The organism is Citrobacter sp. R4 (genome assembly GCF_026719175.1).
Taxonomy (GTDB): Bacteria; Pseudomonadota; Gammaproteobacteria; order Enterobacterales; family Enterobacteriaceae; genus Citrobacter_A; species Citrobacter_A sedlakii.
Map to the genome: position 1 here is coordinate 373,687 of NZ_JAPPSU010000002.1, position 12,758 is coordinate 386,444.

The 12,758-nt window shown below is 53.2% G+C and carries 10 protein-coding genes, 1 tRNA gene and 1 pseudogene; 5 read left to right on the plus strand and 7 right to left on the minus strand.

The genetic code is table 11. The annotated features are described in order from the left end of the window. Positions 1-6: 6 nt before the first annotated feature. Together OOJ60_RS07295 and OOJ60_RS07300 are read left to right on the plus strand one after the other, a co-directional pair. Positions 7-1,646 (plus strand): annotated as a pseudogene (locus tag OOJ60_RS07295) (methyltransferase domain-containing protein). Positions 1,647-1,843: 197 nt separating this feature from the next. After that, complete coding sequence (locus tag OOJ60_RS07300; protein ID WP_205612321.1) at positions 1,844-2,536, plus strand: helix-turn-helix transcriptional regulator; 693 nt, start codon at positions 1,844-1,846, stop codon at positions 2,534-2,536. 13 nt (positions 2,537-2,549) lie between these two features. Here OOJ60_RS07300 and OOJ60_RS07305 read toward each other — a convergent pair whose 3' ends face one another. Beyond that, entirely contained in the window at positions 2,550-3,185 is a 636-nt protein-coding gene (locus OOJ60_RS07305; protein ID WP_200035467.1) for an acyl-homoserine-lactone synthase, read from the minus strand. A gap of 658 nt (positions 3,186-3,843) precedes the next feature. Here OOJ60_RS07305 and OOJ60_RS07310 point away from each other — a divergent pair. Together OOJ60_RS07310 and OOJ60_RS07315 are read left to right on the plus strand one after the other, a co-directional pair. Continuing rightward, the gene (locus OOJ60_RS07310) at positions 3,844-4,680 is read left to right on the plus strand and encodes an alpha/beta fold hydrolase (RefSeq protein ID WP_042292117.1); all 837 of its coding nucleotides are present in this window, start codon (positions 3,844-3,846) and stop codon (positions 4,678-4,680) included. Between the two features lie 662 nt (positions 4,681-5,342). Continuing rightward, positions 5,343-5,789, plus strand: coding sequence for a glyoxalase (locus OOJ60_RS07315; RefSeq protein ID WP_200035468.1), 447 nt, complete (start codon positions 5,343-5,345; stop codon positions 5,787-5,789). A gap of 39 nt (positions 5,790-5,828) precedes the next feature. Here OOJ60_RS07315 and OOJ60_RS07320 read toward each other — a convergent pair. Beyond that, positions 5,829-5,902: transfer RNA gene (locus tag OOJ60_RS07320), tRNA-Gly, on the minus strand. A gap of 78 nt (positions 5,903-5,980) precedes the next feature. Continuing rightward, positions 5,981-6,730, minus strand: a complete 750-nt coding sequence (gene actS, locus OOJ60_RS07325) for an amidase activator ActS (protein ID WP_042292370.1) — start codon at positions 6,728-6,730, stop codon at positions 5,981-5,983. Positions 6,731-6,952: 222 nt separating this feature from the next. Here actS and idi point away from each other — a divergent pair, with 222 nt between their 5' ends. Further along, positions 6,953-7,498 (plus strand): isopentenyl-diphosphate Delta-isomerase, encoded by a 546-nt coding sequence (gene idi, locus OOJ60_RS07330; RefSeq protein ID WP_042292121.1) that lies wholly within the window; start codon positions 6,953-6,955, stop codon positions 7,496-7,498. 89 nt (positions 7,499-7,587) lie between these two features. Here the strand turns inward: idi and lysS are convergent, their stop codons facing one another. From lysS to dsbC, 4 genes are all read right to left on the minus strand, one after another. Continuing rightward, positions 7,588-9,105 (minus strand): lysine--tRNA ligase, encoded by a 1,518-nt coding sequence (lysS, locus tag OOJ60_RS07335; RefSeq protein ID WP_042292124.1) that lies wholly within the window; start codon positions 9,103-9,105, stop codon positions 7,588-7,590. A 9-nt stretch (positions 9,106-9,114) separates the two neighbouring features. Then, a protein-coding gene (gene prfB / locus OOJ60_RS07340; RefSeq protein WP_120714868.1) for a peptide chain release factor 2 occupies positions 9,115-10,213 on the minus strand; the annotation gives its coding sequence in 2 pieces (ribosomal slippage) (positions 9,115-10,137 and positions 10,139-10,213; 1,098 coding nt in all). A gap of 91 nt (positions 10,214-10,304) precedes the next feature. Beyond that, positions 10,305-12,038 (minus strand): single-stranded-DNA-specific exonuclease RecJ, encoded by a 1,734-nt coding sequence (gene recJ / locus OOJ60_RS07345; protein ID WP_060569467.1) that lies wholly within the window; start codon positions 12,036-12,038, stop codon positions 10,305-10,307. A 5-nt stretch (positions 12,039-12,043) separates the two neighbouring features. Next, complete coding sequence (gene dsbC, locus OOJ60_RS07350; protein WP_181822565.1) at positions 12,044-12,757, minus strand: bifunctional protein-disulfide isomerase/oxidoreductase DsbC; 714 nt, start codon at positions 12,755-12,757, stop codon at positions 12,044-12,046. Position 12,758 lies beyond the last annotated feature (1 nt).

The window sequence follows — 12,758 nt, forward strand, 5'->3', positions numbered from 1 at the left end:
GAGAGGATGATGAATATCAGCGCTGTTATTGTCGCTTCAGGACGCATTCGACTTTCACCTGATGAAGGCAAAATCCCCTGGGATGAACCCGCCTTTAGCCAGCGCATGCTGGAAAACCATCTGTCCCAGGAACATGACTGGGCCAGCCGCAGACTGTCGGTGATTGAACAACAGGTTGCGTGGATTGCCCGTCAGCTCCCCTCAGGCGCACGCATTCTGGACCTTGGTTGCGGCCCCGGTTTTTACACCCGTTTGCTGGCCGAACGCGGCTTTAGCTGTACCGGCGTGGATTTCTCGCCGGCTTCTATCGAATGGGCTCGTCAACAGGCGCAAGCCGAGGGGCTGAAGATTGATTATGTTCAGCAGGATGTCCGGGCATATCGCCCGCAACAATCGTTCGATTTCATCATGATGACGTTTGGGGAACTGAATGTCTTTAATGCCGCAGACGCAACCCACCTCATCGGTCAGTGCGCGCGCTGGCTTACGCCGGGCGGAAAACTCCTCGTGGAAGTACACACCTTCGACGAGGTGAAACGTCAGGGCATGGCCCCTGCAAGCTGGCAGCGTTGCCCGCAGGGACTGTTTCTTGCCGATCCTCATCTTCTGTTGACAGAAAATGACTGGGATGAAGAGACACGGACCAGCTCAACCCTGTTCTGGGCAATTGAAGAAACAGGTCGGACGACCCGTTTCGGTAATCAAATGAAGGCCTGGCGTGATGAGGAGTACCTCAACCTGCTTGCTGACGCAGGTTTGAACGTGCTTCAGCGACCTGCCGGCGCCGACTGGCCAGTCAGCGAGACCTTCGCGGACAAACTTTTTGCGTTGCTGGCAGAAAAAGCACACGCGACGGCGAACGTTTCACCGAATATGCATGACATACAAGGAATTAACTAATGGATATCCCACGTATTTTTACGATTAGCGAAAGCGAGCATCGCATTCATAATCCGTTTACAGCAGAAAAGTACGCCACGTTAGGTCGCGTATTACGTATGACTGCGGGCACGCACATTCTCGATCTCGGCAGCGGTTCAGGCGAGATGCTCTGTACCTGGGCGCGTGATCATGGCATTACCGGCCTCGGCATTGACATGAGCCCACTCTTCACCGCACAGGCAAAGCTGCGCGCAGCGGAACTTGGCGTCAGCGAGAGCGTGAAATTTATTCATAACGACGCATCCGGTTACGTTGCCGACGAAAAATGCGATGTGGCGGCCTGTGTCGGCGCCACCTGGATCGCGGGCGGTGTCGCCGGGACGATTGACCTGCTGGCAAAAAGTCTCAAGCCCGGCGGGATCATGCTCATTGGCGAACCCTACTGGCGTAAGGACCCTGTATCGGACGAGGTGGCTGTCGCCTGCGGCGTGGGCAGCGTGGCCGATCTCCTCACCCTGCCCGACCTTGTCGCCTCTTTCGACGCAAGAGGGTACGACATTGTGGAAATGGTGCTGGCGGACCAGGAAGGCTGGGACAGGTACGAAGCCGCGAAGTGGCTGACCCTGCGTCGCTGGCTGGCGGAAAACCCCCATGATGATTTCGCGCAGGAGGTCCGGGCGGAACTGACTGTCGCCCCTAAGCGTCATGTCACCTATAGCCGGGAATATTTTGGCTGGGGCGTGTTCGCTCTGATTGCCCGATAACCTGAAACAGGCGGTGTGGTTTTCACTGCACCGCCATCATGTCAACTGAGAATATTCCCTGGCCTCGCAGACCGCAAAGCGATTTTGTCTTGGGCAAAGAGGCGAGATAAACAATATTGATGCATTCTCTATCTTTTTGAAGGCTAACAAAGCAGACTATACTTATCCACCCATTCATCCCAGAGGCAGTAACTGACGTGAAGGATACGTATTACAACGATACAAGGATCAATGCGTTAATCCAGAATGAGCTGAATAAGTTCTTTGAGGACTACAACGGTATCATCTACGCCTACGCGATAATGAACAAGAAAGACCCTTCACAGATGCGGATAATTAATAATAATCCGGCATGGTTCGACACCTACCTGGAAAGAAAATATCAGTTTATAGACCCTGTTATTATTCGGGCTTTACGCTGTGTGGAAGATTTCTTTTGGGAGAACAAGGTCATCTTGTCTGGCGGATACAACCTGACGCGCATTTTCAACGAAAGTTCTGAACATAACATCTACCAGGGGCAGACATTTCCACTGCATGACTACCTGAATAATCTGGTGGTGTTATCCATCATCAGCCAGGAAGATTCCGGCGTGGACATGGAAAAAAATCGTTCACATTTTATGCACTTTCTTATTCAGTTGCATCAGAAGACGCTCAATCTCTATAGTAAAGTGGATCAGAAAAAGAACGTTTTCTTGTCGCCACGTGAACGGCAAATTCTTAAATGGGTTAGCGCCGGAAAAACATACGCCGAGGTGTCGGTTATTTTGTCCATTACGGAACGCACCGTGAAATTCCATATGAGCAACGCAATGAAAAAACTCGGGGTGAACAACGCCAGACATGCGGTAAAACTGGGGATGGAGCTCAGATTGCTCGACAACTGAGCCCCGGCGCCCGTTATATACGAAGCAGTTGCTGGAGCATTTCACGAAGCCAGTCGCTGTTCTTGTCTTTGCGAATGATGTCTTCCACGGCGCTTACGCTGGCAGGCATAAAAATATAATAGATTGTTTCCCCTTTCTCAGAAAGTCCCTGCTGAATAACCTCTACTTTCCAGTTCGCATGACGAAAAATGGCATACATGCCGCGGCTGGCAACAGCATACATTCCCCGATATTGTTTCTTCATACAGTAAACGATCATTGCCAGAAACAGCGCCTTACTGGTGGGCATACTGCGCAAATTTCCGTTGTCGCGTCGTTCTTTATCTAAAAACAGTCGGCTGACTTCACAGCAGGGAATATCGGTAGGAAGACTAATATCGTCAAAGTAATCATGGAATATTTCGCTGATCATTGTCGGCTGGGTCGCATCGATAAATCGCGCGCCGCAAAGTAATTGCCCGTCATGCATGCCCAGCAGGTAAGTCGTTTTTTCGTTGTCAAATTGATCCTTTTCCATGCCGTTAATGCATTCGACTTTCCAGTCGAGCCGCTCGCGAAATGTTCTTCGTCTGAGCCGGTAGAGTTCGGAGGCAAATCCTGGCGGCAATTCATCGTAATCATGCAAAAAAAACTCAACAACAGAGTTCATCCAGTTATTCCTGATAATCACACACTGAAATTATTATCCCCTGTCTTTTAGGACAGCTTTTTTTTATGTCGGGTCTTCCTTATACTTAAAAAATACCTGACCAACAGCACTCGCAATGCTAACTGGTCAGGGGGTCAAAGACCAACGCAACACCAGGGATAAATCCACACGGGATTATCTTACATTTAGCGTCCCGGGTACAGAATGTTAGAAGCACTTAGCGTATAAAAAACCAATAAAGTACGAAAAATATCAAATAACTATAATTAATCTGTTGCCCCTTGTATTTTCAAGGGGTAATATTTTCTGTTGCTTTAGCAAAAATAAACACCACAGGCTCTCCGTTTCTCTCCTCTCCACAAGCTCTCTTTTCGTAACCGTATGCCTCTGCGCGGCAATCACCGTCATAAGCTGAATGCCGACTCTCGCCGTTATCTTACTGAGTAAACAGACAGTTACCCGTTATTATCACGCAAAACACCAGGGGTTACCGCACGGTGTCGCTTATCCGTTCTATTGACATCTCCTATTGTACAGCCTGGCGATGGGGGCGTAGCGTTTTCCCCGTTAGAGACAGACGGTGAATCGATAAAGCCCGCCTGTCGGATTATGGGCTGTGTCCTATAATCTTGTGGAATATCACTACAGGAGTGACCTCATGGCATTTGTAACGACAGACGACAGTGTAAAGATCTTTTATAAAGATTGGGGAGATAAAACAGCCCAGCCCATCGTGTTTCATCACGGTTGGCCACTTAGCGCCGATGACTGGGATAATCAGATGTTGTTCTTCCTGGGACAAGGTTACCGCGTCATTGCCATTGACCGTCGCGGTCATGGTCGATCAGATCAGGTCAGTGAAGGGCATGATATGGATCATTATGCTGCTGATGTTAATGCCGTTGTTGAACATCTGGATCTGAAAAATGCGATTCATATCGGTCACTCAACCGGCGGCGGGCAGGTTGCCCGCTATGTCGCGCGCTTCGGACAACCCCAGGGACGCGTGGCGAAAGCGGTGCTGATCAGTGCGGTACCGCCGTTAATGGTAAAAACAGCGGCGAACCCGGAGGGCACGCCTGTAGAAGTATTCGACGGATTCCGTAAAGCGCTGGCCGCGAATCGTGCCCAGTTCTATCTTGATGTGGCCTCCGGTCCTTTTTACGGCTTCAACCGTGAAGGGGCTGACATTTCCCAGGGCACTATTCAGAACTGGTGGCGCCAGGGCATGATGGGAAGCGCAAAAGCCCATTACGAAGGCATCAAGGCATTCTCTGAAACAGACCAAACGGAAGACCTCAAAGCCATCACGCTTCCGGTACTGGTGATGCAGGGCGATGACGACCAGGTTGTGCCCTATAAGACCGCCGCACTTATGCAGGATAAATTGTTGAGCAACAGTGAACTGCGTATTTATCCGGGCTATCCACACGGGATGCACACCACCCATGCGGATGTCATTAATGCTGATATTTTGGCTTTTCTTCGCAAGTAAGCGATGACCGTACCGACTCCCGGAGCAGGTGCAGGCAGGTGAGTTGATATTCTGCCGCTCCTCCGTTGTCAGACCCAATACAAGGCGCACGTTATTCCGCAAGCGTGCGCTTTTTTGCGTGCGACAAATCCGCGCCCTTCATCTCCCACAAGATTTATCCTTCGCGTTCACTTTCTTACCAGAAATCATCTTTTTTTGGGAATTGTTTAGTTTATTGTCTGACAATGACGATGTTTAAAGAGCTATTCTGTGACACTTTCTTCAGCACAATGTCCACATAACGTCGTCCTTAACATATGAAGAAAGATCATTTCTCGGTCTTCGTTGTCAGATGGCTGGGGTACATGCCGTATCAGCGGAAACCGCCTTCCGGTTTGCCCGTCATATGCATGACCCGTTTTTCGCCCCTCTTTCGTACCATGACAGAACCCTGTGGGGGAAACACTGGAATTGAACGAGATGAAACTCTTCTTCTTTTACTGACTGACGTGATCGGCTGGCAGCATCAGAGAAGAACCGCCCCACCACAGTCAATTGCGCTTGCGAGAGACCGGATTGACGTATGGCGTGAGGCCGGGCGAATCGTATTTGTTTACTACGAATCCACCCGTTTTAAGCTTCAACAGTCTCGATAATGCATCAAACGGCTTCAGGAGAATACTATGACACCGGCTTTTAATGAAATCGATGTAATGTTTGTAGCAGGCTTTGGACCAGTGACACGCGATACTGATATCAGTAAAGCGTTTTACAAGGATACTCTCCGCTTACCTTTAAAGCATCTCGAGGGTAATAAGGAATATATGCTGACGGACGTTGATGGCTTAGAGGGTGTAAAGCATTTTGCTCTCTGGCCTTTGTCTCAGGCTGCGCTGTCCTGTTTTGGTACAGAAGAATGGCCGGACGATATCCCGGTTCCTCAGGGATGGATCGAGTTTGAAGTAAAAGATATCGAAAGGGCGACGGATATCCTGATGAAAAAAGGTTATCAACTGTTAATCGCCGGGCGGCTGGAACCCTGGGGCCAGACCGTGACCCGTTTACTGAGTCCGGAGGGCTTATTGACAGGTGTGACAATCACTCCGTGGTTACGTCCGGAATCGTTATAAATGGCCGATCTGATTTTTTAAGGCAAAGGGAACTGAGACTGGAGCGGGCGAAGGGAATCGAACCCTCGTATAGAGCTTGGGAAGCTCTCGTTCTACCATTGAACTACGCCCGCTTAGATGAGCGTAAAGCATTATAAACCTTACGCTCTTGTTGGCAAGGGACAATCTGCTGACTGGCGATTAATTCGCCGTCAGCATTTCGGCGGGCTACCCTGCGGCGGCAGATAGCGCAGCGGATCGATGGCCGTGGCGCGATAGCGGATCTGGAAATGCAGTCGCACCGACGCCGCGTCAGTACTGCCCATTGTGGCAATCTTCTGCCCGGCCTTCACGCTCTGCCCGTTATTGACCAGCATTGTGTCGTTGTGCGCATAGGCGGTAATGTAATCTTCACTGTGCTTGATCATAATGAGATTACCGTACCCGCGCAGTTGGTTACCGACGTACACCACCTTCCCTGCGCCTGCGGCGTAAACGGGCGTGCCACGGGCGGCGGCAATATCAATTCCTTTATTGCCTCCGTCAGCCGTTGAGTAAGGCAATATTACTTTCCCGCTGGCAGGCCAACGCCAGCAGCGCTGTCCAACAGGCGGCCAGGATGACTGGGGTACGGAAGAAGACGGTCTGACGGCTGCCGTTTTGCTGGTCGATTTTTTACTCGTTTTGGCGGAAGCCTTTTTCGAACCGCCAAGCCTGAGTTTCTGCCCCACTTCGATGGTATAAGGCGGCGAAATACCGTTCAGGCGCGCCAGCTCTTTAACGCTGGTCCCCGTCGAACGTGATATACGGTAAAGCGTATCCCCCCGTTTAACGGTGTAAACGGCGCCAGAATACGATCCAGATCCGGATGATTTATTTCCTGAACAGCCCGCAAGCAGCAATCCCACACACAGCAGCATCGCCATACCCAGACCATTTCTCTTCAGGCGTCCTGCGCTCAAAACACGTCCTCGCAAAATAATCAGACGCTTTATCATAGCAGCCATAAGGCCGATGCCAAATTTATTGCGTAAGGACAGAACAATCGAGACCATTATTGTCTTATATTTCTGGCTGCCGGGGCGTGTTTTGGTAATACTTAACCCGCAATTCTGCGCTACTCTGGTTCTCTGAATACAAGGTTCAGCGCATTGCCGAATCGTTATCGCTTTTCAGGAGTTTTCATGACCGGGGAACATGTCATTTTACTGGATGCGCAGGATATTCCTTCCGGCACGCTGGAAAAATACGCCGCCCATACCGCTCACACCCCACTGCACCTCGCGTTTTCTTCCTGGCTGTTTAATACCGACGGGCGATTTCTGGTCACTCGCCGTTCGTTACTGAAAAAGGCGTGGCCAGGCGTATGGACGAATTCCGTATGTGGTCATCCTCAGCAGGGCGAAAGCACAGAGGAGGCGATTGTTCGTCGTTGCCGCTTTGAACTGGGCGCGCAAATCAGCCGTCTTACGCCGGTTTATCCTGATTTTCGTTATCGCGCCGCCGACCCGAACGGGATCGTCGAAAATGAAGTGTGCCCGGTCTACGCCGCGCAGGTAGTCGGCGACATGGCGGTAAACAGTGATGAAGTGATGGAATATCAATGGTGCGATCTGGAGAGCATACTGGCATCCATTGACGCCACGCCGTGGGCGTTCAGTCCGTGGATGGTAATGCAGGCGTCAAACAGCGCAGCGCGTCATTTGCTTCGGGAATACTGCCAGCGCTAAAGGTTATCGAATGGCGTAACGCTTACCCGGCCTACAGAACAAATGCCGCAGGCCGGATAAGGCAAAATCGCCATCCGGCAACTCAATGCTTACTTAACCGGACGCATCGCCGGGAACAGGATCACGTCACGAATAGTATGGCTGTTGGTAAACAGCATGACCATACGGTCGATACCGATACCCAGACCCGCCGTTGGCGGCAGGCCGTGTTCCAGCGCCGTCACGTAATCTTCGTCGAAGAACATCGCTTCGTCATCGCCCGCCGCTTTCGCGTCAACCTGATCCTGGAAGCGTTGCGCCTGATCTTCTGCGTCATTCAGCTCGCTAAATCCGTTACCGATCTCACGTCCACCGATAAAGAACTCAAAACGATCGGTGATTTCCGGGTTCACATCGTTGCGACGCGCCAGCGGCGACACTTCCGCCGGGTACTCGGTAATAAAGGTCGGCTGAATCAGATGCGCTTCCGCCACTTCTTCGAAAATCTCGGTCACGATTCGGCCCAGGCCCCAGCTTTTCTCAACCTTAATGCCGATAGCTTCAGCAATGGCTTTTGCCGAGTCGAAGTTATCCAGATCGGCCATCTCGGTTTCCGGACGGTATTTCTTGATCGCTTCGCGCATGGTCAGTTTTTCGAACGGCTTGCCGAAGTCGAACACGTCGTCGCCGTAAGGTACCTGGGTGGTGCCCAGAACGTCCTGCGCCAGAGTGCGGAACAGCGACTCGGTCAGTTCGATCAGATCTTTATAGTCCGCATACGCCATGTAGAGTTCCATCATGGTGAACTCTGGGTTGTGACGTACAGAAATCCCTTCGTTACGGAAGTTGCGGTTGATTTCGAACACACGCTCGAAGCCGCCGACCACCAGACGCTTCAGGTACAGTTCCGGCGCAATACGCAGGTACATGTCGAGGTCCAGCGCGTTGTGATGGGTGATAAACGGACGCGCAGACGCGCCGCCAGGGATCACCTGCATCATCGGGGTTTCAACCTCCATAAAGCCGCGTCCCACCATGAACTGACGAATCCCCGCCAGGATCTGCGAGCGGATTTTGAAGGTATTGCGAGACTCGTCGTTAGAGATGAGGTCCAGATAGCGCTGGCGATAGCGCGCTTCCTGATCCTGCAAACCGTGGAACTTGTCCGGCAGCGGGCGCAGCGCTTTGGTCAGCAGGCGTAGCTCTGTGCAATGAATAGACAGTTCGCCAGTTTTGGTCTTAAACAGCTTGCCTTTCGCGCCAAGGATGTCGCCCAGGTCCCATTTTTTAAACTGCTCGTTATAAACGCCTTCCGGCAGATCGTCACGGGCGACATACAGCTGAATGCGTCCACCGACGTCCTGCAGCGTAACGAAAGAGGCCTTGCCCATGATACGACGAGTCATCATACGGCCTGCGACGGATACCTCGACGTTCAGCGCTTCCAGCTCTTCGTTCTCTTTGGCGTCGAAGTCAGCGTGCAGTTGGTCTGAGGTGTGATCGCGTCGAAAATCGTTCGGGAAGGCGATACCCTGCTCGCGCAGGCCAGCCAGCTTCTCGCGGCGCGTTTTCAGTTCATTGTTAAGATCGGCTACCGCGTCAGCGCCCTGTGCGTGTTGTTCAGACATGTTGGTTCCTCATAACCCTGCTTTCAAACTTGCTTCGATAAATTGATCCAGGCTGCCGTCCAGCACCGCCTGCGTGTTACGGGTTTCAACCCCAGTACGCAAGTCTTTAATGCGGGAGTCATCAAGGACGTAAGAACGAATCTGGCTACCCCAGCCGATGTCCGATTTGTTGTCTTCCATCGCCTGCTTCTCGGCATTTTTCTTTTGCATTTCCAGTTCATAAAGCTTTGCTTTCATCTGCTTCATGGCCTGGTCTTTGTTCTTGTGCTGAGAACGGTCGTTCTGGCACTGGGTCACAATCCCGGTCGGGATGTGGGTGATACGCACCGCTGATTCAGTACGGTTAACGTGCTGACCACCCGCGCCGGATGCGCGGTAAACATCAATACGCAGATCCGCTGGGTTGATTTCGATATCAATGTCATCGTCCACTTCCGGGTAAACAAACGCGGAGCTGAACGAGGTGTGACGGCGACCACCGGAATCGAACGGACTTTTACGCACCAGGCGGTGAACGCCGGTTTCGGTACGCAGCCAACCGTAGGCGTACTCACCTGAAATTTTAATGGTGACGGATTTGATACCGGCCACTTCCCCTTCAGACTCTTCAATGATCTCGGTCTTGAATCCGCGCGCTTCCGCCCAACGCAGATACATACGCTCCAGCATGCTCGCCCAGTCCTGCGCTTCAGTACCGCCGGAACCGGCCTGGATATCCAGATAACAGTCGGCGCTGTCATATTCACCGGAGAACATACGACGGAACTCCAGCTGCGCCAGTTTTTCTTCCAGCGTATCAAGTTCAGCTACGGCTTCGTTAAACGTTTCTTCGTCGTCGGCCTCTACAGCCAGTTCCAGCAGGCCGGAAACGTCTTCCAGACCCTGAGCCATTTGATCGAGAGTGTCGACAATGGCTTCCAGCGAGGAACGTTCTTTACCCAGCGCCTGTGCGCGTTCGGGTTCGTTCCAGACGTCCGGCTGTTCCAGCTCGGCGTTTACTTCTTCCAGACGCTCTTTCTTGGCATCGTAGTCAAAGATACCCCCTAAGAACGTCCGAGCGCTCCGTGAGGTCCTGAATGCGGTTTTTTACCGGGTTAATTTCAAACATGGTCTGATTTCTTTTATTGGACTCGTTAAAATGCGGTGATAAGAGCGGGATTGTACCGAATCCACGCTCTTTTTTATAGGTATTGCTGACGCTAAATTGGCCAGATATTGTCGATGATAATTTGCAGGCTGCGGTTACCACGAAACTCGTTGATGTCGAGCTTATAGGCCAGTTCCACTTCGCGCACGCCGTTGTCCGGCCAGCAGGTGGTGTCGACGTTAAAGGCGATACCGTCCAGCAGCGGCCCGCCGCCAACCGGCTCCACCATCACCTTCAGGTGCCGTTCCCCCACCAGACGCTGCTGGAGCAAACGAAAACGCCCGTCAAACAGCGGCTCCGGAAACATTTGCCCCCACGGGCCTGCGTCGCGCAGCATCTGCGCCACTTCCATCGTCATCTCAGCCGCGCTGAGCGGGCCGTCGGAAACCACTTCGCCCTGCAGCAGAGAAGGATCCAGCCAGTCAGTCACCAGCTCGCCAAAGCGTTGCTGAAACAGCTCAAACCGCGATTCCTCCAGCGACAATCCCGCCGCCATCGCATGGCCGCCAAATTTGATCATCAGCCCGGGATGCAGCGTATCTAACCGCTCCAGCGCATCGCGCATATGCAGCCCCTGGATCGAGCGGCCAGAACCTTTCAGCGTACCGTCGCCCGCAGGGGCGAAAGCAATGACCGGACGGTGAAAGCGCTCTTTAATGCGTGACGCCAGGATCCCGACCACCCCCTGATGCCATTCGGGATGGTACATCGCCAGGCCGCCCGGCAGGGCGTCGCGACTGCGTTCAAGCTTCTCGCACAAGGCCAGCGCTTCCGCCTGCATTCCCTGTTCGATCTCCTTGCGCGTCTGGTTTAGCGCGTCCAGTTCATTCGCCAGCACGCGTGCTTCGCCAATGTTGTCGCACAGCAGTAACGCCACGCCGACGGACATATCATCCAGCCGACCCGCGGCATTCAGACGCGGTCCGAGTGCAAAACCCAGATCGCTGGCGGCCAGCTTTTGCGGGTCGCGATTCGAGACTTCCAGCAACGCTTTGATCCCTGGCCGACACTTCCCGGCGCGAATCCGGCTTAGTCCTTGCCACGTCAAAATACGGTTGTTGGCGTCCAGCGGCACCACGTCGGCGACGGTGCCGAGCGCCACGAGATCCAGCAGTTCCGCCAGATTCGGCGGCGTAATACCGCGTTCGTCAAACCAACCCTTATCACGCAAAAACGTGCGCAGCGCGAGCATCAGATAAAACGCGACGCCCACGCCCGCCAGCGACTTCGACGGGAAGTCGCAGTCACGCAGGTTTGGGTTGATAATGGCCTGAGCGGCAGGCAGCGTCTCGCCCGGGAGATGGTGATCGGTCACCACCACCGGTATCCCCAGCGCGCTGGCGTGATCGACGCCCGCATGAGAGGAGATGCCGTTATCAACAGTGACAATAAGCTGTGCGCCGCGAGCGTGGGCCTGATCGACCACTTCCGGACTCAGACCGTAGCCATCTTCAAAGCGGTTCGGCACCAGATAGCTGATGTTATCGCAACCCAAGGCGCGCATACCCAGCACGCTCAGGGCGGTACTGGTCGCGCCATCGGCGTCAAAGTCGCCGACCACGATAATCCGCGTCCCCTCGCGAAACGCGTTATAGAGGATCTCCACTGCTTTTTCGACGCCGCTTAGCTGCTGCCAGGGCAGCATGCCTTTTACGCTGCGTTCCAGATCCCGTGCGCTACGTACGCCGCGGCTGGCATACAAGCGGCGCAACAATGGCGAGAGGTCGGAAGGCAGTTCCGCCGTCTCATCGACCTCACGCCGACGAAGCTGTATCTGTTGTTTCACGCGAATTACTTACCGCTGGTCTGTTTCTGATGCGCGTCGAGGAACGCCTTCATCTCTTTCGGTCCCTGGTAGCCGGGAACCACATAGCCGTTATTCAGCACAATGGCTGGCGTCCCGCTGACGCCAAACTGCACGCCCAGCGCATAATGGTCGGCAATATCCACGTCGCAGGTTGCCGCTTTCACGCCCTTACCTGCCATCGCTTCGTCGAAGGCTTTGGTTTTGTCCTTCGCACACCAGATCGATTTCATATCCTGCTCAGCCTGGCTTTCCAGCCCCTGGCGCGGGAAGGCCAGGTAACGCACAGTGATCCCCAGCGCGTTGTAATCTTTCATCTCTTCATGCAGCTTGTGGCAATAGCCGCAGGTGATGTCAGTAAAAACGGTAATAACGTGTTTTTCCTGCGGCGCTTTATAGACGATCATCTCTTTTTCCAGCGCGTTCAGGCGCTTCATCAGCAACTGGTTGGTCACGTTTACTGGACTCGCGCCGCTGACGTCATACATCGGCCCCTGAATGATGTGTTTACCGTCTTCGGTGACATACAGTACGCCGCTGTTTGTCATCACCGTTTTCATCCCGGCAACCGGTGCGGGTTGGATATCGGTGCTCTGTACGCCCAGTTTGGTGAGCGACTGGCGAATCGCGGCGTCGTCAGCCTGCGCCAGACCAGAAAACGCGGCGGCCAGCAAGGTGAACATCATTAAACCTTTTTTCATA